A 23,657-nucleotide genomic window follows, 5' to 3' on the forward strand; every position below is an offset into this window, starting at 1 on the left:
AAGAAACAAACGGTTGGTCAAGTTTCGCGCGCGTCCAGCTCCTCTTCCCGCAGGGGACAGGAAGCCAAGCATCAGGCCCAGGCCTTCTTCGCCGCGGCCACCGACCACAGCGTCAGCACCAGCATCACCGTCGGCGACCACGGCAGGATCGCCGCGCCACTGCTCTTGAGCAGCATGCCGCCCATCATGCCGCCGCCGGCGATGGCGAGATTCCAGCCGACCACCACCAGCGATTGAGCGAGGTCTTGCTGCTCGCCCGAGCGGCGCGCCACCGCGGTCTGGATCAGCGTGGCCGCGCCGCCGAAACCCAGGCCCCAGACCGCGACTGCCACGACCAGCACGAACGACGAGCGCGCCCCCAGCGCCAGCGCGAACGTCGCCAGCAGGAACAGCGCCGCGCTCAGCGCCATCAGCGGACGCATCCAGCGATCGATCAACGCGCCGGTGATGGCGATGCTCGCCACCGACGCCACGCCGAACAGCAACAGCAGGCGATCGAGCATCGCTTGCGCGCCGAACAGCGCCGCAAGCGGGGCGACGTAGGTGTACAGCACGTTGTGCGCCAGCACGACCAGCAGCATCACCAGGTACACCGGCACCAGGCCAGGCAACGCCAGCACGTCGCGCAGCCTGCCGCTCTTCTGCGGCGGCATGCCGGCGACTGGTGGCAGCGTGGCACGTGACCATCCCACCAGCACCACGCTGAGGATCGACATCAGCCCGAACACCCAGCGCCAACCGATCAGCTGCGACAGCCACGTGCCGACGGGAATGCCGATCGACATCGCCAGCGGCGTGCCTGCCATCGCCACCGCGATCGCGCGGCCCTGCTGCCGTAACGGCACCATGCGGCTGGCGTAGCCGGCCAGCAGCGCCCACAGCAGGCCCGCCGCTACGCCGCCGAGAAAGCGCGACACCAGCATCAGTACGTAGGAATCGGTCCAAGCCATCGTGCTGTTGGCCACGGCGAAACCGAGGATGGCGGACATCAGCAGCGGCCGGCGCGGCAGGTGGCTGGTGAGCTTGACCATCGGGATCGCGGTGAGCAGCGAGCCGAGCGCATACACCGTGGTGAGTTGGCCGATCAGCGCTTCGCCGAGGCCGAGATCGCGGTTCATCGTCGGCAGCAGGCCGGCGACGATGCATTCGGTGAGCACGGTGATGAACGACGCGCAGGCCAGCGCGAGCAGGCCGAGCATGGGCAGCCGCGCGGGTGCGGGTTCGCAGGCCTCGTACGGCAAGGCTTTGTCGATGGCGCTCATGCTGGCTCGTCCAGCGTGGCGTACACCGCATCGCGCAGTTCGTCGACGAAGGCGCCGTGCATGCCTTCGTACAGGGTGTTGGTCAGCGCCACCACGCTCAGGGTGCGCGCCGGATCGATGAACCAGCTGTGCCCGTACGCGCCGCCCCAGCGCCATGTGCCCACGCTTTCCGGCGTGCCGGTCGGCGCCGGATCGCGCAGCACCGCGAAGCCCAGGCCGGGGCTCCAGCCGGGCATGTCCGGCGGACCGGCCTCGCCGGCGCGGCCCAGGCCCATGCGCGCCACCCATGCGGTGTCGAGGATCGGTCCGCCGCCATGACACAGCGCATCGAGCAGGCGCATCAGGTCGTCCGCGCTACCGACCATGCCGGCGCCGCCGGATGGAAACGCGCTCGCGTCCAGCGCGCGCGCAAGGCTGTAGCGAATGCCGGCGGTGTCGGGATAGACCGGGACCGTCTCGCCTTCGGCCAGCACATGCGGCGCGGGCGTGTCGCTCACATAAGGCGTAACCAGCCGCGCGGGTTGCAGCGCATGGAACGCGGTATCGGTCATGCCCAGCGGCGCGGTGACCGCATCGCGCACAATCGCCTGCAGCGGCTGGCCCGTGGCGGCTTCCAGCACGCCGCCGGCCACATCCACGCCCAGCGAATAGAACCAGTCGGTACCCGGCGCGAACCGCAGCGGCACGTCGGCGATGCGGCGCAGGTTTTCCGCCAGGGTGAGGCCGCTGTCGTCCATGCCGTCGGAAACGCCCGCCAGCGCGTGCGGGCCGTCGGCCGTCGCATCGAGGAAGCGGTAGCCGAGCCCGGCCTGGTGCGACAACAGCTGACGCAGCGAGATGTCCGGCGCGCTGCCGTCCGGCAGGCGCGGGCGGAACGTCGGCAGCCAGCGCGTGACTGGCGCGTCCAGGTCGACGATGCCGCGGCTGGCCAGCACGACAGTGGCCGTGGCGACGATCGGCTTGCTGACCGAGGCGAAGCGGAACAGCGCATCCGCTCGCATCGGGCTGCGCTGCTCGCGATTGGCCCAGCCGGCGGCGCGACGGTAGACCTCGCGGCCGCGATGGCGCACCAGCACCACCGCGCCGACCAGCCGCTGCTGCGCCAGCGCGGCATCGATGACGGCGTCGATCGGCATGACGGTCGCGACGGGGAGCGCGTCTGCTTGGCTCGAAGACATGGGACGTTCCTTCAGGTGGAGAAAGGAACGCCACACTAGATAGGGCGCACCCGCGGAAAAAGGCGGGTAGAGTTCGTGGCTTTACGGATCTGGAGTTCCGCAATCATGGCCGCCGTGGACAGCCTGTCTCTCCTGCAGACCTTCGTGCAGGTGGCCGACACCCTGAGTTTCGTCGAGACCGGCCGCCTGCAAGGGGTATCGGCCTCCGCCGTGGGCAAGGCCATCGCGCGGCTGGAACAGCAGCTGGGCGTGCGCCTGTTCCACCGCAGCACGCGCAGCGTGGCACTCACCGCGGAAGGACAGCAGTTTCTCACGCGCTGCCGGCGCATCCTGGGCGAGCTGGAAGCGGCCGAAGCGGAGCTGTGCAGCCAGTCGACCGAGCCGCGCGGCACCTTGCGCGTGAGCCTGCCGCTGATAAGCGGGCTGATGCTGCCGGTGCTGTCCGATTTCATGGAGGCATACCCGCAGGTGCGCCTGGACCTGGATTTCGATGACCGGCTGGTCGATGTGATCGAGGAAGGCTTCGATGCCGTGCTGCGCGTGGGCGTGCCGAACGATTCGCGGCTCAGCGCGCGGCGCGTCGGTACGTTCCGCCGCCGGCTGGTAGCCGCGCCCGCCTACCTCGCGCGCCGGGGTACGCCGCGCACGCCGGCGGACCTCGTCCACCACGAGTGCCTGCACTATCGCTTTCCTACCAGCGGCAAGCTGGAGATATGGCCGGTGCCGCCGGAGGTGGAAGTGCCCATCGCCATGGTGTGCAACGACGTGGACACCCGCGTGTGCTTCGCCCAGCGCGGCCGCGGCATCGCCTACGTGCCGGAACACGCGGTGCGCGCCGCGCTCGCCTCCGGCGCGCTGGTGCCGGTGCTGGACGAGCACGCCAACGTGTGCGGCACGTTCTATCTGCTGTGGCCGTCGGGACAGCACATGCTGCCGAAGCTGCGGGTGTTCGTGGATTTCGTGAGCGAGCGCCTGCTGGCCGACGAGCAGGAATGCTAGGTCGGGATTAGCGCAGCAAACGCCGATATCGCCACCTTCAGGTGCCTCGCCATGTCGGGCATCCCAACCTGCGGCCCCCGCTCAATCGCGCTGCGTGCCGGACAGCACGTCCACCCACACCGCCAGCACCAGGATCGAGCCCTTGACGATGTATTGCCAGTACGTGTCGACGTCCATCATCGACATGCCGTTGTCGAGGCTGGCCATCACCAGCGCGCCGATCAGCGCGCCATGCACGGTGCCCGCGCCGCCGCGCATCGAGGCGCCGCCGATGAAGCATGCGGCGATCGCGTCCAGCTCGCCGTTGGTGCCGGCCGAGGGCGAACCGGCGGCCAGGCGCGCGGTGTTGACGATGCCGGCGAAGGCGCACATCAGACCCATCAGGCCGAACACCACCAGCTTCACCCTCGCCACGTTCACACCGGACAGGCGGGTAGCCTCAAGGTTGCCGCCCACCGCATAGATGTGGCGGCCGAGCACGGTCTGGCTGGCCACGTAGCTGAAGATCGCCAGCAGCGCGAGCAGGATCAGCACCGGCAGCGGAATGCCGCCGTAGCTGTTGAGCGTGGCGACGAAGGCCGCCAGCACCGCGCCGATCGCCAACACCTTGAGCAAATCCGCCCACCACGGCAGCTGGCGCAGCTGAAGCTGGGCGCGTCGGCGCCGGCGCAGCACCGCCAGTGCCGCCACCACCGCGAAGATCGCCACGCCCAGCACCGTCGACAGCAGCGGCGATACGTAGCCTTGGCCCAGATACACCAGGTCCGCCGGCACCGGCGCGATGGTCGCGCTGTGGGTCACGCCCAGCAGCACGCCGCGAAACGCCAGCATGCCGCCCAGGCCGACGATGAACGAAGGCACGCGCATGCGCGTCACCCACACGCCGTTGAACAGGCCGACCAGCATGCCCAGCAGCAGCACCGCTGCGATCGCCAGCGGCGTGGACCAGCCCAGGTTCACCGTGAGCACCGCCGCCACGCCGCCGAGCAGGCCCAGCAACGAGCCTACCGACAGGTCGATCTCGCCGGCGATGATCACGAACACCATGCCGCAGGCGAGCATGCCGGTGATCGCCATCTGGCGGAACAGATTGGAGAGGTTGCGCGCGGTGACGAAGTCGCCGCCGGTCGCGGCGTGGAAGAAAATCCAGATCGCCGCCACCGCCAGCAGCAGGGCCAGGATCTTGTAACGCGCGAACAGTTGCTGGATGTGCTGGGCTTGCATGGATATCCCGAGATTCGTCGCTTAAGTCAGGCAGCGCGCGGCGCGGCGTCGATCGCCGCGGCCAGCACCTGCTCCTGGGTCAATCCCTGATTGGGGAAGTCGCCGCGCAGGCGGCCTTCGCCCATCACCAGCACACGGTCGGCCATGCCCAGCACCTCCGGCATCTCGGAGGACACCAGCAGGATGGCGACACCCTGCGCGGCCAGCTCGAAGATCAGCCGGTAGATCTCGGCCTTGGCGCCGACATCCACGCCGCGCGTGGGTTCGTCGAGGATCAGTACCTTCGGCGCGGTCAGCAGCAGCTTGGCCAGCACCGCTTTCTGCTGGTTGCCGCCGGAAAGCCGCGCGATGGGCAGCGCGGGACCGGCGGTCTTCACGCGGCGCTCGGCGATCTGCGCCTCGACGGTCTGCAGCTCGCGCTGGCGGTCGATGTGGCCCGCGCGCGCGTAATGCCCGAGCGTGGCGAGGGTGATGTTGTCGCCCACGCCAAGCAGCGGGACGATGCCATGGCGCTTGCGGTCCTCCGGCACCATGCCGATGCCGGCGCGGATCGCCTCGCCGGGCGAACGCAGCTTCACAGGCTTGCCTTCCAGGTACAGCTCCAGCGAGCTGCGCCCCGCATACGCGCCGAAAATCGCGCTGACCAGCTCGGTGCGCCCGGCGCCGACCAGGCCGGCGACGCCGAGGATCTCGCCGCGGCGCAGCTGGAACGACACATCGTCCACGCGCTTGCGCTGCGGATTGATCACATCCAGGCAGGTGGCGTGGCGCACTTCCAGGACCACCTCGCCGATGGCGTGCTCCACGCGCGGATACAGGTTTTCCAGTTGGCGGCCCACCATCAGCGCGATGATGCTGTCCGCGTCCAGCTCCGCCATCGGCCGGGTGGCGATGTGGCGGCCGTCGCGGATCACGCTGACCGTGTCGCACACGCGCTCGACCTCGTCGAGCTTGTGCGAGATGTAGATGCAGGCCACGCCGCGGCGCTTGAGATCTTCGACGATACGCAGCAGCACCTCGGTCTCGCTGGCCGTCAGCGACGACGTGGGCTCGTCCAGGATCAGCAGCTTCGCGTCCTTGGCCAGTGCCTTGGCGATCTCGAACAGCTGCTGATGGCCGCCGCCATAATGCATCACGGGCAAGGCCACGTTGACGTCGCGCAGGCCCAGTTCGCGCATCAGCTCGTCGGCGCGCGCGTACATCGCGTCGTAGTCCATGCGGCCGCCGGCGCGGGTGATCTCGTGGCCGAGGAAAATGTTCTCGGCCACTGACAGCTGCGGCACCAGCATCAGTTCCTGGTGGATGATGACGATGCCGGCGCGCTCGCTGTCGCGCACCGAACGCGCGCGCAGCGGCTGGCCCTGCCACAGGATCTCGCCGTCCCAGCTGCCGTGCGGATAGACGCCGGAAAGCACCTTCATCAGCGTGGACTTGCCCGCGCCGTTCTCGCCGCACAGCCCCAGACATTCGCCGGCGCGCAGCGCCAGGTCGATGCCATCCAGCGCCTTGACGCCGCCGAACGACTTGGCGATGCCGCGCATTTCGAACAGACAGCTCTCCCCGGCCATCGCGCCTCCGTTACTTGGCGCCGTAGATCTGGTCTTGCGTGTAGAAGCCGTCCTTGATCACCGCGTCGACCTTGTCCTTGGTAAGGAGGATCGGCTGCAGCAGGATCGAATCGACGTCCTTCTTGCCGTTGTTCATCTTGCTGGTGAAAGCGGGCGCCTCTTTCTTCGCCAGCTTCACCGCCAGCTCCGCTGCCGTGGCGGCGATGGTCTTCAGCGGCTTGTAGACGGTCATCGTCTGGGTGCCGGCGACCACGCGGCGCACGGCGGCGAGGTCGGCGTCCTGGCCGGACACGGCGACCTTGCCGCTCAGCTGCTGCGCGGCCAGTGCCTGGATCGCGCCGCCGGCGATGGAATCGGCGGAGGCGACGATGCCCTGGATGTCGTTGTGGTTGGCGGTGAGCGCGTCTTCGATGATGCGCAGCGCCTTGGACGCATCCCACTCCGGCGTCCACTGCTGGCCGACGACCTTCACGTCGCCGCGGTCGATGGCCGGCTGCAGCACTTTCAGCTGGCCTTCGCGCAGGATTTTGGAATTGTTGTCGGTGGGCGAGCCGCCGAGCAGGAAGTAGTTGCCCTTGGGCACGGCGTCGAGCACGCCCTGCGCCTGCAGTTCGCCGACCTTCTCGTTGTCGAAGGAAACGTAGGCATCGACGTCGGCGCCGAGGATCAGGCGGTCGTAGGCGATCACCTTGATGCCGTTGCGCTTGGCCTCGGCGATGACGTTGTCGAGCACCTTGGAGTTCATCGGCACGATCACCAGCACGTCCACGCCGCGCGAGATCAGGTTCTCCAGCTGCTGCACCTGACGCTGCTCGTTGCCGTCGGCCGATTGCACGTAGACCTTGGCGCCGAGCTTCTCCGCGGCGGCGACGAAGTAGTCGCGATCGCGTGTCCAGCGCTCCAGGCGCAGGTCGTCGATGGAGAACCCGATCTTGGGCTGGTTGGCCTGCTTGCCGCTGCAGGCGGCCAGGACCACCGTGGCCAGCAGGAGCAGGGGTAGCAGGGCTCGCACGAACAATCGCTTCATAGGAATGTCACCTGGTTGGGTCGCCGGCTCACGGCTGCTCCGAGGGAATGGCTTGGCGCGCGTTCCGCTCACCGCGATACAACGCGCGGAACAGCGGCTGCCGGCGTTCGCGATAGTAGGCGTGTCGCTGCATGTCCGGTTCATGCACGGCGACGAGCGGTGGCATGGCGCACACTTCTTCCGGCGTGGCGCCCGCTTCCGCGGCCAGGCGCGCCAGCCGGGCGGCGCCGAGCGCGGCACCGACGTCGCCGCCTTCGCGCCGCTCCAGCGGTCGGCCGGCGATATCCGCCAGCATCTGGATCCAGTACGCGCTGCGCGACCCGCCGCCGATCACCGCGACGCTGTCCGCACGCAGGCCGGCGGCATCCACCGCCTCGATGCCGTCGAGCAGGCCCAGGCCGACGCCTTCGAGCGTGGCGTTGGCCAGGTCCGCGCGCGTGCTGTCCGCGCGCAGGCCATCGAACGATGCGGTGGCGTGCACGTCGTTGTGCGGCGTACGCTCACCGGTGAGATAAGGCAGGAACATCGGACCGTCATCGCGCCGCGGCGCGGCTTCCGCCTCGGCCAGCAACGCGCCGACATCGGGGTGGCCGGTGAGGCGCGCGGTGAAGTCCAGGCAGCTGGCCGCGTTGAGCATCACCGACATCAGGTGCCAGGTGTCCGGCAGCGCGTGGCAGAAGCTGTGCACGGCCTGTTCCGGCCGGGACAGGAAACCGTCGGACACGGCGAAGTACACGCCGGACGTGCCCAGCGACAACATCGCCTGCCCGTGCCTGACGATGCCCACGCCGACCGCGCCGGCCGCGTTGTCGCCGCCGCCCGCCGCCACCGGCACGCGGCCCATGCCCCAGCGCTGCGCCAGTTCGGCGCGCAGCTGGCCGGCGGCGTCGCTGCCTTCGTGCAATACCGGCATGTGTTCGCGGCTCAGCCCGCACGCGGCGAGCATGGTGTCGCTCCACTGGCGCCGGCCCACGTCCAGCCACAGCGTGCCGGCGGCGTCGGAGACGTCGGTGGCGTACTCGCCGGTGAGGCACAGGCGCAGGTAATCCTTGGGCAGCAGCACCTTGGCGACCTGGTCGAACACGGCCGGTTCGTGCGCGCGCACCCAGGCCAGCTTGGGCGCGGTGAAGCCGGGGAAGGCGAGGTTGCCGGTGATCGCATGGAAGTCCGGCAGGGTTTCCATCCAGCGGCATTCGGCGTCGCTGCGGCCATCGTTCCACAGGATCGCCGGGCGCAGCACGCGGTCGCGTGCATCCAATAGGGTGGCGCCGTGCATCTGTCCGCTCAGGCCGATGGCAGCCACGCGGCTGGCGGGGATGCCGTCACGTGCGGCCGCTTCGAGCAGCGTGTCGATCGCGCCCAGCGCGGCGCGCCACCAGTCCGCCGGGTCCTGCTCGGACCAGCGCGGCTGCGGATGCGCGACATGCAGCGCACGCGATGCGCTCGCACGCACCGCGCCGGCCTCGTCGACCAGCACGGCCTTGACCGCCGAGGTACCCAGGTCCAGCCCGAGGAACATCGCTTCAGCCGTAGATGTAGCGGTTGACCAGATTCTCCAGCCGCTCCTGCTGGCCGGAGACATGGGCCGGGCGCAGATCGCGCCTGGCCGCTTCCTGAGCCAGCCCTTCGAGGGTGAAGCCGCCGTCCAGAACCTGCCGGCCGAACGCGTCGTCCCAGCCGGCATAGCGCTGCGCCTTGAACGCGGCGAGCTGGTCGTCCTCGATCATCTTCGCCGCGCGCTCCAGCGCCAGCGCCAGCGCGTCGATCGCGCCGATATGGCCGTGGAACAGGTCGGCCGCGTCGATGCTCTGGCGACGCACCTTGGTGTCGAAGTTGAAGCCGCCGGTGGTGAAGCCGCCGGCGCGCAGGATCTCGTACATCACCAGGGTCAGTTCTTCCACGCTGTTGGGAAACTGGTCGGTATCCCAGCCGTTCTGCGGATCGCCGCGGTTGGCATCGATGCTGCCGAACACGCCCAGCGAAATCGCCGTGGCCACTTCGTGGTGGAAGGAATGCCCCGCCAGGGTGGCGTGGTTGGCTTCCAGGTTGACCTTGACCTCCTGCTCCAGTCCGAACTCCTTGAGGAAGCCGTACACGGTCGCGGTGTCGTAGTCGTACTGGTGCTTGGTCGGTTCCTGCGGCTTGGGCTCGATCAGGATCGTGCCCTTGAAGCCGAGCTTGTGCTTGTGCTCGACCACCATCTGGAAGAAGCGACCCAGCTGCGCGCGTTCGCGGCGCAGGTCCGTGTTGAGCAGGGTGTCGTACCCCTCGCGTCCGCCCCACAGCACGTAGTTCGCGCCGCCCAGGCGATGCGTAGCGCCCATCGCGTGGAACACTTGGCTGGCCGCGTAGGCGAACACTTCCGGCTGCGGGCTGCTGGCCGCGCCCGCGGCGTAGCGCGGGTGGCTGAACAGGTTGGCGGTGCCCCACAGCAGCTTCATGCCGGTGGCGGCCTGTTTGGCCTCCAGCACATCCACCATGGCGGCGAAGTTGCGCGCGTAATCGGCCAGATGGTCGCCTTCGGGCGCGATATCCGTGTCGTGGAACGTATAAAACGGCGCGCCCAGGCGCTGGAAGAAATCGAATGCCGCATCGGCCTTGGCCCGCGCCTGCGCCATCGCATCGCCGGCCTGCTGCCACGGGCGCTGGAAGGTGCCGCCGCCGAACATGTCCATACCCGGCCATACGAAGCTGTGCCAGTAGCACACCGCCAAGCGCAGGTGCTCGTCCATGCGCTTGCCGAGAATGACCCGCGCCGGATCGTAATGGCGGAACGCGAGCGGACTGTCGGAACCGGTACCGGCGAAGCGGACCGGGGCCACGTGGTTGAAGTAACTCATGGATCAAAGCCTCCCGTGCGAGCCGCCCGAGGGACTCCGGACCGGCTGCTGATGCCCCGGGATGCTGCAATCGGCGGCTTTCGCGCGCAATTGCGAAATCCGCCAAAGGGCAATTCTTTTTCCCTGTCGCGTTGCGTCATGCGGGTGCCCCGTCGAACTGGTAGCGTCGCCCATTCCCGGCAGGTGCCGTCAGTTACTTTCACTGGTACACCCATGTCGCCTCATCGCATCGCCCTGCTGTTCAATGCCAACAAGGTGTATGACCGGCAGGTGATCGCCGGCATCGGCCAGTACCTCAAGTCCACGCGTGTCGTCTGGGATCTGTTCCTGGAAGAGGATTTCCGCTGCCGCACGCTGGGTATCCAGCACTGGCGCGGCGACGGCATCATCGCCGACTTCGACGACCCCACCGTGGAGGAGGCGCTGGCACACCTGTCCATCCCGGTGGTGGCGATCGGCGGCTCCTACGCGGACGACAGCCGCTACCCGGCCAATATCCCGTACGTGGGCACCGACAACGCCAAGCTGGTGCGCCTGGCCTACGACCATCTGATCGAGCAGGGCCTGCAGCGCTTCGCCTTCTATGGCCTGCCGCCGTCGCCCGGCAACCGCTGGGCGCAGGAACGTGAAGACGCCTTCCTGCGCATGATTGCGGACGACGGCCTGGAGGGCATGGTGTACCGCGGCTCGCCCACCAGCGCCGGCGGCTGGGGCCGCTCGCAGGAGGACATGGTGGCCTGGGTGCGTTCGCTGCCCAAACCGATCGGCGTGATCGCCGTGACCGACGCGCGCGCGCGCCAGCTGCTGCAGGCCTGCGTGGTGGCCGATGTGCCGATTCCCGAGCAGATCGCCGTGGTGGGCATCGACAACGACCCGATGGCGCAGCTGCTCAGCCGCATCCCCTTGAGCTCGGTGATCCAGGGTGCGGAGGAAATGGGCCGCATGGCCGCGCAGGTGCTGCACCAGATGTTGCACGGCGGCGACTGCTCCAGCACGCGCGTGCTGGTGCCGCCGGTGGGCCTGAGCGTGCAGGCCAGCAGCCAGCACGAGCCGCTGCGCAGTCCGTACGTGATGCGCGCCAAGCACTACATCCGCCAATACGCGTGCCTCGGCATCAAGACTGAGCAGGTGGCCGATTACGTGGGGATCTCGCGCACGCTGCTCGAAGAGCACTTCAAGCGCGAGCTCAAGCAGACGGTCCACCAGGCGATCCTGGAGCACAAGCTGGAGATGGCTCGCACGATGCTGGAAGGCAATGCGGTGCCGCTGGCCGAGGTGGCGGTGCGCTGCGGCTTCACGTCGCTGCAGTACATGTACGCCGTGTTCCGGCGCGAGTTCAATTGCACGCCGCGGCAATTTCTGGGGGCTGCGCGGGCCTAGGTATTCAAGCCGGGGACTCGCTTCTTTTCCTTCGGGAGAAGAGCTTTGCGCTTCCCGCGCCCCTCGGCGCCATGCTCCGCCCGCCCCTCACCCCGGCCCTCTCCCCGGCGGGGAGAGGGAGAAGTGGGGTACTGAGGAGAGAGCCTACCGAGTTTCTTCTCCCCTCCGGGGAGAAGATGCCGGCAGGCAGATGAGGGGCGGGTGCTCGCGGAAGCAGCTCGACGAGGCGAAGCAGAAAGCTTGTGAGCTTCCCGCGACCCTCGGCGTCACGCTCCGCCCGGCCCCTCACCCCAACCCTCTCCCCGGCGGGGAGAGGGAGCAGCCTGAGGCTAGAGCAGGAGGCGTTACAGCTTCACGGTCTGGACAGACCCGTCGTAGTCGACGCTCACGTCACCCGCCGCATCCAGCCCATCCGTATTCGCCTTGTCCGCGCGAATCACGCGCACCACGAATTGCCGCTTCGCCGGCGCGCCGCTGCCGTCGCCTTCGCGCTTGCCCAGCGTCAGCGTTTTGGCCGCGTCGTCGTAGCTCAGCGGGATGCGCGAGTAGCGACCCTTCTCGTAGCCATAGTTGGTGCCCTCGTCCTCGTACAGCGAGAAGCTTCCGTTCGCGCCCGCGTACACCAGCAGCGTCACCGGCGCGTCCGGCTTCTCGCCGGTGTACTGGATCGCCGGGCCGGTCGGCACGATGGCGCCGGTGCGCACGAACAGCGGCATGCGCGACGGAGGCGCATCGGCCTGGATCGTCGCACCGCCTTCGTGGAATTTGCCGGTGTGGAACTCGTACCAGCCCGCACCCGCCGGCAGATACACCTGGCGCGACGTCGCCTTGTACTCGGTGACGGGCGCGACCAGGAAGGCGGGGCCGAACAGGTATTCGTCGTCGATGCCGCGCACCTTCGCGTCGTCCGGGAAGTCCATGACCAGCCCGCGCATGATGCTGCCGTCCTTCCAGTACGTATCGCCGGCCAGCGTGTAGACATACGGCATCAGGCGATAGCGCAGGCGGTCGTAGTAGGCCAGCGCTTCGTAGACCGGCGAGCCGGGCGCCGCGAGGTTGTAGATCTCGCGGTAGGGGAACTGCCCGTGCGAACGGAACAGGGGGCTGAACGCGCCGAACTGGAACCAGCGCAGGTTGAGTTCGCGCCATTCGTCCAGGTCCGCCTGGTTCGGCTTTTCGTAGCGCGGCTCCAGCGCGAAGCCGCCGATGTCGGTGGTCCAGTTCGGGATGCCGGCCAGCGAGAAATTGACGCCCGCCGAGATCTGGTCGCGCAGGTTGCTCCAGCGCGAGACCACGTCGCCGCTCCAGGTTGCCGCGGCGTTACGCTGCTGCCCGGCGAAGGCGGAGCGGGTGAGGATGAAGGCACGGCGGTCGCCATGGTCGCGACGCCAGCCGTCGTACACGCCGGCGGTATGCATCAGCGGGTAGGAGTTGAAGAAAGCGCCGCCCGGGCCCAGCGCGGTCGGTCCCATGCGCAGCTTTCGCTCGGCGATGTCGAGGTTGGAATGCGTATCCGGCTCCGACGCGTCCAGCCACCAAGCATCGATGCCGATCGCGCCGAGCTTCTCCTCGATTTGCCGCCAGTAGATGCGGCGCGCCTCTTCCGCATAAGGATCGTAGAAGGCGTTGAGATAGCCCTTGCCGATCCAGTCGACTTCTTTCTTCTCCACGTTGCGCCGGTAGATGTAGCCCTTCGCGTCCAGCTCCTGGTAGTTCTTCGTTTCCGGATAGAACTTCGGCCAGACCGAAATCATCAACTGCACGTGCATGGCATGGAGCTGGTCGACCATCCCCTTGGCGTCGGGGAAGCGCGCCTTGTCGAAATCGTGCGAGCCCCACGCGTCTTCGGGCCAGTAGCTCCAATCCTCCACCACGTTGTCCAGCGGCAGGCCGAGTTCGCGATAGCGCCTGGCCGTATCGAGGATCTCCGCCTGCGTCTTGTAGCGCTCGCGGCTTTGCCAGAAACCATAGGCCCAGCGCGGCAGCAGGGTGGCCTTGCCGGTGATCTGGCGGTAACCGGCGATCACCTGGTCGAGGTTGTCGCCGGCGACGAAGTAGTAGTCCACCGCGTGGCCGGCTTCGGAGAACAGCGACAGCTCGTTCTGCTCGTCGCCCGGCAGCGGATCCAGATGCAGCAGGGTGAGATAACCCGCGTTGGGCAGCCACTCGATGCGCAGGCTGTGCTTGCTGCCGGCGTCCATCGGCAGGCGCAGATTGTGATACCAGGGATTCCAGTTCTGCCGCCAGTCGTCGTACACCAGCTTGCCGTCGAGCCAGACCTTGGCGTAGCTGCTCGCATACAGACGCAGCTTGTGCACGCCGGATACCGATGGCTCGATGCTGCCTTCCCACACCACCTTGCCGGTGGTCTTGGCCGGCGATTCGGCCGGCCATTGCGCCACGTCCTTGAGGTACTGGTAATCGGGCTGCTTCTCGATGCGCTTGAGCTTCAGCGTGCCGCCGTCGTCGTAGTAGCTCGCGGTCAGGCCGCCGGGCTTGCCGTCGACATCGTAGAGTTTCAGCGATGCGCTCAGCGGCTGGTACTCACGCGCATCGCCGAAGCGGGTGATCGAGTTGTTGTCCCACAGCAGGCCGTAGTCGCGCGACGACACCACGAACGGAATGCCCACGTCGATGTTGTGCTGCGCCAGCTCCACGTCCTCGCCCTTGTAGTTCATCTGGCGGTTCTGATGCTGGCCCAGGCCGTAGAACGCCTCGTCGGCGGGCGACTCGAAGCGCTGGCGCACCGCGTAATACGGTTTGCCCTCGATCGTCACGGGCTGGAACGTGCGGCCGTCCGCGCGTTCGGCCAGCAGTGGCTTGCCGGCTGCGTCCAGGAAGCGCACGGCGCCATCGTGCAGCGATACCTGCGTCGCCAGCCGCGGTGTCTTCAGCGTCACCGCATCGGCGGTCTCCTCGACGGTGAACTGCGTGTCGCCACCGGTCTTCACCGCCATCAGGCTGGCCGGCAGATCGAACTTGCCATCAGGCGCCGCGGTGACGTGCACGATGCGTTCGTTCACCACCTGCAGGCGTATCTGCTGGGGCGAGTGGTCCAGCCGCACGATCACGCCGTCGGCGATTTTCTGCGCGTGGCCGACGACCGCCGCTTGGACGGCACCGGCCTTCCCATCGGCGGGCTCCGGTGTCTTGCCGCAGCCGGCGAGCACCGCCAGCGCCAGCGCGCAGAGCGGCATCCAGCGGCGGTTGGCGATCGAGCTGGGCGAGGTCATGCGCATGCTGTTCCTTCAGTACGGGGCCAGCCGCACGCGCAGCACGCGCGGCGGGCCGATGAAATTCAGGCCCCAGTCGGTCTGGTCGCCGTTCCACAGGCGGCGGAAGATCCAGCGACCGTTCTCATAACGGCCCTCTTCGACGCGATCGAGCAGGAAGTCTGTGGTGCGGCCGCGCGCGGGCAAGAAGCTCACGCGCACGTCGCGCGCCACGACCAGGTACTCGTTCGACGCCAGCTTCGCGATCAGCGCGCCGCCGGAGCGATCGGGGTTGCCCTGCGGCGGGTCGGTGCCGAACTGCAGCTGCCCGTAGCCGAGCCGCACCTGCCAGTCGCCCAGGTCCAGCGTCTGCTCGTGCGTGTCGTCCGGCTCGGCGGCGCCCCACAACTTGCCGGCCTGGGCCGCCGCCGCGAGCTCGCCAGTCATCGGCGCCAGTACGCGGTAGTTGGCGGCGAACTGCTCCACGGTCGCGTCGTCGAGCTTGGGCGCCCCCAGCGGATAGTTGGAGTACCCGGTGAAATCCATGCCGAACGGCGACCAGCCGATGGCACCCGCGCCGAGCGCGGCATAGACGTAGCGCGCATAGACCTTGCTGTTGCCGGTCTCGGCCACGAACAGCGGGTTGTCCTTGCGCGCGTAGCGCTCGAGATAGGCCGTGTAGTGCGCATAGTCGGGCCTGTAGATATCCGGCCCCAGGACATCCAGTGCGGGCGCGGCCGCTTTCCATACATGCAGCACGTTATCGGTAGGACCACCGCTTTCGTAGCCGCCGGGCGGGCCGGGGTTGAATGGATCGCGCAGCGCCGCGTTCGCATACATCGGCAACGGATAGACCGCCTTGCCCGCCGCGGCGACCTGCCCGATGAAGTGCGCGACGTGCCAGGCATGGAAGAACTCGTCCGCATCCTTGCCGAACACCTGGCGCCAGCTGCCGGGGGATTTGCCGGCAGCGCGCAGCAGTTCCTGCGGCACCGGCCCGGCGAAGACCTTGTCCGCCATCGGCGAGTGGTCGCGATCCGTCCCGTACGTGCCGGCCTCGTTCTCCACCTGCACCATGATCACGGTGTGGCGGTCGCCGTCGATCTGGCGCAGATGTTTCATCAGCTCGACGAAAGCTTTGCTGTCGGCCGCCAGCGTCGCCGGCGCGAGCGGCGACAGGGAGTTGAGGCGTTTCCCCTCGCGGCTGAAGACGCGCGGGAAACGGCGATCGTCCAGCTTCACCCAGGAGGGCGCGTAGCTCGGCCCGTTGTTCTTCCACGTGGCGAACCACAGCAGGACCAGGCGCACATCGTGCGCGCGCGCCTGCTCGACGAGCGTGTCGAGGAAGCCGAAGTCGAACTGGCCTTCCTTCGGTTCGATCTGTTCCCACGCGATCGGCACCTGCACGGTATTGGCGTGCAGCTTGTCGATGGCGGGCCAGACGTCGTCGAGCATCGCCGGCCAGTTGCTGGAGTTGTTGACCTGGGCGCCGAGGATCAGGAAAGGCTTGCCGTCGACGAAGAGCGCGTGGCGATCGTGGTCGGTGATGATGCGGGGGAGATCCGAGGCGAAGGCGGGGATGGAAAGTGCGGCGAGGGCGAGGAGCAGGAGGCGCTTCAGGAGCATCGGGACGTGACCAGGTGAAGCCCTTCTCCCCTCCGGGGAGAAGATGCCGGCAGGCAGATGAGAGGCGGGTGCTCGCGGAAGCAGCTCGACGAGGCGAAGCAGAAAGCTTTTGAGCCTCCCGCGACCCGCGGCGCCACGCTCCGCCCGGCCCCTCACCCCAGCCCTCTCCCCGGCGGGGAGAGGGAGAAGTGGAGTACCGAGGGGAGTGATCGTGGGGGAGTTCAAGGCGTCACCTCGCTCGCGGGATCGCCGTAGAAGATCCCGCGTCCGCTGGTCGCGAAATACAACCGGCCGAACACGCGCGGATCACCCGCCAGGTGGCTGACCCGCCCATACCGGTGATCCGCGTCGTCGATACGCTGCCAGCGCGCGCCGTCGTCTAGCGAACGGAAGATGCCCTGCGCACCGCGCAGGCGCCCCGCGAGGAACAGCACCGGCTTCGACGATCCCGGCGCCGGCTTGCCGAAACCGAAGGCATCGATGCCGTCCACGCCTTCGAAGCGCTTCAGCACCCGTCCGGCATCGTCGCCGCGCAGCCACGCGCCGTCGCGGCTGCCGACGTACAACACGCCGGCCGCATCCGGCGCCGCCTGGACCTGCGTATGCGCGCGGCCGCGCGACGCCTCGCCCAATGCACCCCCGATCGGCGCGAAATGCACGCCGCCATCGCGGCTGCCGTACAACGCGCCGCTCATGCGGTCATAGGCATAGAACCGCTTCGCGTCCACGCGGTCGGCCAGCATCCGCAAACCGGCGCCAAGACCTTCGGCCACCGTCCACGTCTTGCCGAAATCACGCGTCAGGTACACGTGCCGCGCGTTGCGTGGCGCCCATACGACCACGCTGCCGTCCGCCGCGAGCGCGATGCTGCCTGCGCCCTCGCCTTCCGGCGGCTCGCTCGCGAACGCTTTCCACTGCTTCCCGCCGTCCTCCGACCAGGCTGCGCGGATCGCCGCGCCGAACGGCTTGCGCAGGAAACCGCTGCGCACGATCAGCGACGGCCTGGCCTGCGCGAAGTCGATGCTCTCGCCGTTCGCATAGCGCGGCGGCGCGGCGAACTGCAGCTGCGCCGTATCCAGCTCATCGTGGCGATACCCGTCGAGATCGCCGATGGCGCTGAGCAGGGGCGCGCCTTCCGGCGGACTGATCAGCCCGAGCGCCACCGTCTCTTCCAGTCCTTCGTCCTGGAACGACCAATGCACCGTGCCGCCGCCATCCAGCGCACGCATGTCGCGCGAGGCCCAGATGCCGTAGCCGGTGACGAACAGCACGTGGTCCGGGTCGTAGGGATCGATCTGGATGGAGGCCAGCCAATGCGGCGTGTGATCGCGCGTCCAGGTCGCGGTCGCATGCTCGAACTCCGACCGCGGGAATACCGCTGTCCAGTGCGCGCCGCCGTCGGTGCTGCGGAACAACTCGTCCTTCGGCGTGTAGTGCGCGAAGGTGGCCGTCATCAGCACCTTCGGATCGCGCGGATCCACCGTCACCGCGCCCCAGCCGTAACCGCTGGGGCCGTTGCCGGGACGTGGCCACGGCGTGATTTCGGTCCAGCGCTGCGTCTTCGGCTCGTACTTCCACACGGCGCCGTCGTGCATGGTGTCGGGGCCGGGCTCGTCGCCATAGCTGAGGTAATACGTCCCGTCGCCGGCTCGCACCATGTGATTGGGCCGCAGGCCGGTCGGCTGGCCGGGCACCGGCCGCCAGCTGCGGCCGCCATCGTCGGAACGGAACAGGCTGGTCTCCTGCGTGGAGACGCCCGCGTACAGCGTGCGCGTCGGCTGGCCGGACTTGCCGCCATCCGGCTCGAACACCACGAAGACGATGCCGATCGCCTGGCGCCGCCACGCGTTCTGCGCGCTGGCGGACGGCGCGGTGGCGACGGCGGGAAAACTTTCCACCTTCGCCCAATGCGCGCCGCGGTCTTCGCTGCGCCACAGGCCTGCGCCGCGCGAGCCGAGAAACAGTACGCGGCCGTCGTGCGGATCCACCGCCAGCCGCTCGCCGTTGCCGCGTCCCAGTTCGTTGCCGCCCATCTTGAACGGCATGTCGGCGCGCTCGAAATGCCGGCCGCGGTCGGACGAACGCAGCACCGCGCCATTGCCCACCTGCGGCGCGGTGTAAGTACCCGCGGCGAGATAGACGCGCTCCGGATCGGACGGATCGACGGCGAGGCTGTCGATGCCCAGCAGGTTCTCGTCCTTCGCCTCGATCCAGTCGGTGAGCGGCATCCAGCGCTTGACCGCATCGTCCCAGCGATACGCGCCGCCGACATCGGTACGCGCGTAATACAGGCCCTTCTCGGCCGGATGGAACACCAGCCCGCTGACGAAACCGCCGCCGCCGATGCGCACGCCCGCGTAGCGATAGGGCACCGCTTCTTCGGCCGCTACTGACGCGGCGAACGCCAACAGGCAAACCGCCAGCGCCGCCTTCCAGCCGGGCCGTGCGCGACCGCGCCGGCCCGTATCGATCCCTGCCGCGCGCCCCGCCATCAGAACGTCGCGCGCACCACCAGCTCGTAGCGGCGGTCGTTGACGAACCAGCCGCGGTTGTACAGGCGGTGGTCGACCGTGCCGTCGGCATAGCTGGTCGGTCCCATCAGGACCTTGGTGGTGGAGTTGGTGAGGTTGTTGGTCTGCAGGCCGACCTGCACGCTCTTGTTGAGGCGGTACATGATCGAGCCGTCGAGCTGGCCGTAGTCGTCCGACCAGGTCGGCAGTTTGGTCGCCACGTCGCTGGCGGTCAGCAGATAGCGCGAACGCCAGTTCCAGGCCAGGCGCATCGACCAGTCGCCGTATTCGTACATGCCGACCAGGTTGTAGCTGCGCTTGGACAGGCCTTCCAGCGGCAGCACCACGCCGGTGACGGTGGTATTGGAGTACGGATCGGTGGCGCTGTTGGTGCCGCCCTTGCTGTCGACATAGGTGAAGTTGGCCTGCACGCCGAAGCCCTTCAGCCAGCCGGGCAGGAAATCGAAGAACTGCTGGTAGCCGATTTCGCCGCCGCGGATCTTGCCCTTGCTCATGTTGTACGGACGGGTCACCTCGAACGGCTGGCCGTTGTAGGTCTCGGTGCGCGTCTGGTTGGCGATGTAGTCGCGCACGTCCTTGTAGAACAGCGTGGCGTACAGCTGGCCGGTGGGTGCGAAATACCATTCCAGCGCGGTGTCGTACTGGTTGGCGCGCATCGGCTTGAGGTTCGGATTGCCGGCCGAGCCGTTCCACTTGGTCACCGCGGTGTTGTCCGAGGTGAGCGTGGCGCCCATCTGCACATACGGCTGCAGCTGGGTGAAGTCCGGACGGGTCATCGCCCGGGACGCGGCCAGTCGCCACTGCAGGCTGTCGGTGAACTTGAAGCGCAGGTTCAAGCTGGGCAGCGCGTTCTTGTAGTGCCCGCTGAAGTTCAGCGGGAAGTACTGGCCGTAGTACATGGCCTTCAGGCTGGGGTCGACGCCGCTGGTGGTGAGGTCCGGATACTGGCCGTAGCCGTTCGCTGTCACGTCGGTGCGCACCAGGCGGATGCCCACGTTGCCATCCACCGGTATGCCAAGCGCATCGTCGCTGCCGAAGTACAGTACGCCGTACGCGGTCTTGGTCTTTTCGCTCTGATCGTTGATGTCCTGCTTGCGATAGATGTCGCGCGGCGCCCAGCCCGTGGGCGAACCAAACGCATGCAACTGCTGGTAGGCGTAGTGATAGTCGCGCACCAGTTTGTCGCTGGGGAAGTACAGCTGCGGCGGCATGCTGGCGTTGCCGCGGAAGAAGTTCGAATACGTGTACAGCGAGGACATGCCCGGCATATAGGTGGCCAGGTCCGCCAGTCCGCTCGGGCTATCGATGGCGGCCCAGTTGTCGGAAACCACGCCCCAGTTGTAGCCGTTGTTCTTGTTCAGTTCGGTGCGGCTGGTAGCGCGCACGCCGAACTTCACGTAGCGCAGCCATTTGCTGTCCTCGAAGTTGTATTCGAGGTCCAGGCGCAGGGCGCGCTCCAGCCCCTTGTTCCGCTCGTGGTGATCCATCGCCGCGCTCCAGAAGTAATTCGCCGGGTTAGTGGCGTAGGAAGCGGGGTCGGAGGTAATGGTCGGCTTGGACCCGCCGGGCACACTCAGGGTGACGCCGGGCAGATAGGTGGCGTCGAATACGGTGAAGTCCAGCGACTGGCTGGTCGATTTGACGAACTGCGCATCGGCGTACAACACCATTTGGTCGTTGATGTTGTACTTGAGGCTGTTGGACCAGTCGGTGGTGATGGTGCGCTGAGTCGCGTAGCGGCGGTCGGCCATGAAGCGCACGCCGTCGGTGGTCAGGTTGCCGCGCCACGAATCGGACGCCAGCGTGCCGCTCTGGAACACGCCATTGCTGTCGTAATTGAAGGTGCCGCCGTTGGCCGGGTGCACGTTGTTGGTGCTGTCGTTGAAGATGCCGCCGAACTCGTCCCATTGCATGCGGTAGTCGGAACGCAACACCTGGCTGGTCAGCTCCAGATCCTTGGTCGGACGCCACTGCAGTGCACCGGCCAAGCCGATGCGGCGGCGCTGGAAATCCAGCGTGCGCCAGTCGGCGCCGCCGGGCACGTAGACGTTGGCGAAATTGGTGCCATTGAGTACGGCGGCGTCGTTGCGCTTGACGTACGGCTCCATCTGGATGCCGTCCGAGCGCGTGGCCAGTTCGGAGAAAGCCACGTCGAACAGGGCGCCGAACTCGCCATGGTTTTCGGTGTTCCACCGATTGCTGTAGAGGAACGACACCGACGGCTTGCTCTTCTTGGCGAAGTCGCCTTCGTTGACGCCGCCGGTGAAGCCGATCACCCGTCCCGGCGAGTCGAACGGCAGACGCGTGCGCAGATTGACCGTGCCGCCGATGCCGCCTTCGATGATCTCGGCGGATGGATTCTTGTACACGTCCACGCCGGCCATCAGCTCGGCCGGCACGTCTTCGAAGCTGAGGCCACGGCCGGAGTTGGCGCTGAACACATCGCGCCCGTTCAACTCGCCGCGCACCTGGGTCAGACCGCGGATCATCACGCCGCTGCCTTCGGCGGAGAAGTGGTCAGGATCGTTGCGCGCCATGAAGTGGTCGATGGTGACGCCGCTGATGCGCTGCAGGGTTTCGGTGACGCTGCGATCGGGCAGGGCGCCGATGTCCACGGCGGTGACCGAGTCGACGATCTGATCGGCGTTCTGCTTGAGCTGCTGCGCGGACTGCAGGCTCGCGCGCACGCCGGTGACGGTGACGCCGGCCAGTTCCTGCACGGATTTCTCGCCATCCTTCTTGCCGTCTTTCTTCGACTTGGCGGGCGGGCTGGCCTTGGCCGGCGCGCCGTTGTCCTGCACGGGCTGGGCCTGCTGAGCCGCGGCGGCCGGTCCATAGAAAAGGGCCAGGCTCATGGCGATGGCTGCGGTCAGACGCGCGCCCTGCAAGCGGCGCGCGGCCTTGAACGGGCGATGCGAATCCCCGCCATGGAATCTCTCGATCATGGTCATCGACTCCCCAACAGATTTTTTGTGTCCGTGGACGGCGTCCATCGGTTTTTCGCAAACCGGCCCGGTTTCCCCTCCCGGTGGCTGGGTACCAGCCACACCGGCTTGTGGCACGGTGCATGCTGCGAGCTGAGGGGGTCTCGCACAATTACGAAATTAGGGGCGGGGAGTAATGTTTCTTCGTTTGCGGTTGCCACATGGATCGTGACAAATGCGGGTGTTTGGGGGTTGGGGTGCGCTTGATTCGTCTCTTTTCTGCGCGGTGATTCTGCTCATGTTCGTCGTTCTGGTGCAGGTCGGAATCCGGTGGCGATGTCGCTTGGGGGGCTTTATTGCCGCTCGCTGTGGTGGGTGGGGTGTCGTGACCTGGCCGCTTACGTAGGGGGGCTTGCGCTGTTTGTTGCGCTGTTGGTTGGGTTACGGGGCGCTGGCCGCTTATGCAGCGGGCATTCCGGACGGCTGCCGCCGCCCGGGTCACTTTCTCTTTGCTGGCCCAATCCCCTCAAGGGGGACCTCGAGAGAAAGTAACCAAAGAGAAATGGCCTGAGAGCCAGAGCTCGTGGCTGGACTATGGAGAGCAGTGGACGGTTATGGCAACGGATTAACCTGGGGCGACGCGAGGCTACCGTGCGGTTTCGGAACGGTGACTTCGAGGCATCCGTAGTGGAGAGGACACAGGGATATAGACAAGGAGCGTTTGCCTTGGCGTCTTGGCAGGCTGCTGCATGACGCGCTCCGAGTCACGTTGCGACGGTCCCGCACTTCTCCTTCTCCTCGCTGGGGAGAGGGCCGGGGTGAGGGGCCTGGGGGCGGGATGGGACGGCGTGTTTCTACCGTCGCTGGCGCGAACTTCTCTGCTGTGCCCTCTCTTTCTCCAGGTCCGTTTCGACCTGCGGTTTTCGACAACTCGCCCTCGCGCCGGCCATACTTCGCGGCCATGCCACGGAGGGCCCATGTACGTCCTGCTGCTGATCTCCCTGCTCGTCTTCGGACTCGTCGCGCACGCCCATGGCTTTCTGATCGGCCTGGCGGCGGGGGGCGGTGCGTTTGCGGGAATGGTCGTGCTGATCCTGCTGCTGGGGCGATGGGCAGGACGGCAGCCGCCGGCGGCGGACTCGGCGAGCGCTGCGCCCGAGCCCTCTCCACAGGCCTCGATCGACTTTCCGTCGGATTGGGAAGCCATCGCTCCGCGCGACAGCGATCGCACCCTGCCGCGCGACCATTTGCCGTTCCCGCTCGGCGGCGGCATCACGGCGGACGATGACGGCGTGCCACCGGGCTTGCTCGGACGCGAGAGCTATCTGCTGCCGTTGCGCGTCGACCTGGGCGCCGCGCCTTGCTGCTGGTCATGGCGTGCGGCCACGTGGCTCAAGGGCGCGGCGGCGCGCGAGGTCTTTGCCGCCCAGTTCTACGAGCGTCTGCGCGGCGCCCTGGCAGACCCGGACATACCGGACGCAGCCCCTCTGGTCGGTTCGGATGACTTGTCCAGGCACCACATCGCACTGGAAGGAACGCCTCGCTTTCTTGCTTTTCGTTCCCGCGATGCGCGCTGGGGCGGCTTCATGCTCGGCGACGCCTCATTCCGCTTTCCACTGGAGCGGCTCGCCGGCCTGCACCTGCGCATCGGCCGGCCCGCGCGCGGTTCCGGCGGCTATGACTTATGCATCGTGCTGACCGACGGCGACGAGCGCACGCGTTTCCTGGAAACGCATCTGGCGTACGAGCCGCGCACGACCACCTCGCTGCTGATCACGACGATGCAGCTCGGACGGCTGTTCGATGTGCGCGTGGGTGGCGAGGAGTACATGGACGACTCGCGCGGCTTCGATCCCAACTACGATCGCTGAGCTGCCGGCCCGCGC

The 23,657-nt window shown here is 67.5% G+C and carries 14 protein-coding genes; 3 read left to right on the top strand and 11 right to left on the bottom strand.

The features are described 5' to 3' along the window. Positions 1-71: 71 nt before the first annotated feature. Entirely contained in the window at positions 72-1,262 is a 1,191-nt protein-coding gene (locus tag ACNR9O_RS20100) for an MFS transporter (protein WP_473685469.1), read from the bottom strand. Next, entirely contained in the window at positions 1,259-2,398 is a 1,140-nt protein-coding gene (locus ACNR9O_RS20105) for a serine hydrolase domain-containing protein (protein ID WP_473700821.1), read from the bottom strand. Before ACNR9O_RS20105 ends, ACNR9O_RS20100 begins: the two co-directional genes overlap by 4 nt. Positions 2,399-2,545: 147 nt before the next feature. Here ACNR9O_RS20105 and ACNR9O_RS20110 point away from each other — a divergent pair, with 147 nt between their 5' ends. Further along, a complete protein-coding gene (locus ACNR9O_RS20110; protein ID WP_473685465.1) occupies positions 2,546-3,439 on the top strand; it encodes a LysR family transcriptional regulator in 894 nt (297 codons plus the stop codon). A gap of 81 nt (positions 3,440-3,520) precedes the next feature. Here ACNR9O_RS20110 and ACNR9O_RS20115 read toward each other — a convergent pair whose 3' ends face one another. From ACNR9O_RS20115 to xylA, 5 genes are read right to left on the bottom strand one after another with little or no spacing between them, the layout of a single operon-like run. Further along, on the bottom strand, positions 3,521-4,663 hold the full coding sequence (locus ACNR9O_RS20115) for a sugar ABC transporter permease (protein ID WP_473685463.1): 1,143 nt from the start codon (positions 4,661-4,663) through the stop codon (positions 3,521-3,523). A 26-nt stretch (positions 4,664-4,689) separates the two neighbouring features. Further along, positions 4,690-6,231 carry a xylose ABC transporter ATP-binding protein gene (locus ACNR9O_RS20120; protein ID WP_473685461.1) on the bottom strand — a complete coding sequence of 514 codons (1,542 nt, stop codon included), beginning with the start codon at positions 6,229-6,231 and terminating at the stop codon, positions 4,690-4,692. A 10-nt stretch (positions 6,232-6,241) separates the two neighbouring features. After that, positions 6,242-7,258 (bottom strand): D-xylose ABC transporter substrate-binding protein, encoded by a 1,017-nt coding sequence (gene xylF, locus ACNR9O_RS20125; RefSeq protein ID WP_473685459.1) that lies wholly within the window; start codon positions 7,256-7,258, stop codon positions 6,242-6,244. A gap of 28 nt (positions 7,259-7,286) precedes the next feature. Further along, a complete protein-coding gene (xylB, locus tag ACNR9O_RS20130; protein WP_473685457.1) occupies positions 7,287-8,777 on the bottom strand; it encodes a xylulokinase in 1,491 nt (496 codons plus the stop codon). A gap of 4 nt (positions 8,778-8,781) precedes the next feature. Next, positions 8,782-10,098 carry a xylose isomerase gene (gene xylA / locus ACNR9O_RS20135; RefSeq protein ID WP_473685455.1) on the bottom strand — a complete coding sequence of 439 codons (1,317 nt, stop codon included), beginning with the start codon at positions 10,096-10,098 and terminating at the stop codon, positions 8,782-8,784. 213 nt (positions 10,099-10,311) lie between these two features. Between xylA and ACNR9O_RS20140 the strand changes: the two genes are divergently transcribed. Further along, positions 10,312-11,478 (top strand): XylR family transcriptional regulator, encoded by a 1,167-nt coding sequence (locus ACNR9O_RS20140; protein ID WP_473685453.1) that lies wholly within the window; start codon positions 10,312-10,314, stop codon positions 11,476-11,478. A gap of 344 nt (positions 11,479-11,822) precedes the next feature. Here ACNR9O_RS20140 and ACNR9O_RS20145 read toward each other — a convergent pair whose 3' ends face one another. The 4 genes from ACNR9O_RS20145 to ACNR9O_RS20160 all read right to left on the bottom strand — a co-directional run bounded on the left by ACNR9O_RS20145 (position 11,823) and on the right by ACNR9O_RS20160 (position 21,792). After that, on the bottom strand, positions 11,823-14,717 hold the full coding sequence (locus tag ACNR9O_RS20145; RefSeq protein ID WP_473700679.1) for a TIM-barrel domain-containing protein: 2,895 nt from the start codon (positions 14,715-14,717) through the stop codon (positions 11,823-11,825). A gap of 9 nt (positions 14,718-14,726) precedes the next feature. Then, positions 14,727-16,316 carry a GH35 family beta-galactosidase gene (locus ACNR9O_RS20150; RefSeq protein ID WP_473685449.1) on the bottom strand — a complete coding sequence of 530 codons (1,590 nt, stop codon included), beginning with the start codon at positions 16,314-16,316 and terminating at the stop codon, positions 14,727-14,729. 221 nt (positions 16,317-16,537) lie between these two features. After that, positions 16,538-18,808: a WD40/YVTN/BNR-like repeat-containing protein gene (locus ACNR9O_RS20155; protein ID WP_473685447.1), complete on the bottom strand. Its 2,271-nt coding sequence runs from the start codon at positions 18,806-18,808 to the stop codon at positions 16,538-16,540. After that, positions 18,808-21,792, bottom strand: coding sequence for a TonB-dependent receptor (locus tag ACNR9O_RS20160; protein WP_473685445.1), 2,985 nt, complete (start codon positions 21,790-21,792; stop codon positions 18,808-18,810). The genes ACNR9O_RS20155 and ACNR9O_RS20160 overlap by 1 nt, the downstream gene beginning before the upstream one ends. A gap of 956 nt (positions 21,793-22,748) precedes the next feature. Here ACNR9O_RS20160 and ACNR9O_RS20165 point away from each other — a divergent pair. After that, on the top strand, positions 22,749-23,642 hold the full coding sequence (locus ACNR9O_RS20165) for a hypothetical protein (protein ID WP_473685443.1): 894 nt from the start codon (positions 22,749-22,751) through the stop codon (positions 23,640-23,642). Positions 23,643-23,657: the final 15 nt, after the last annotated feature.

It is taken from the genome of Dyella sp. CR10 (assembly GCF_055814425.1).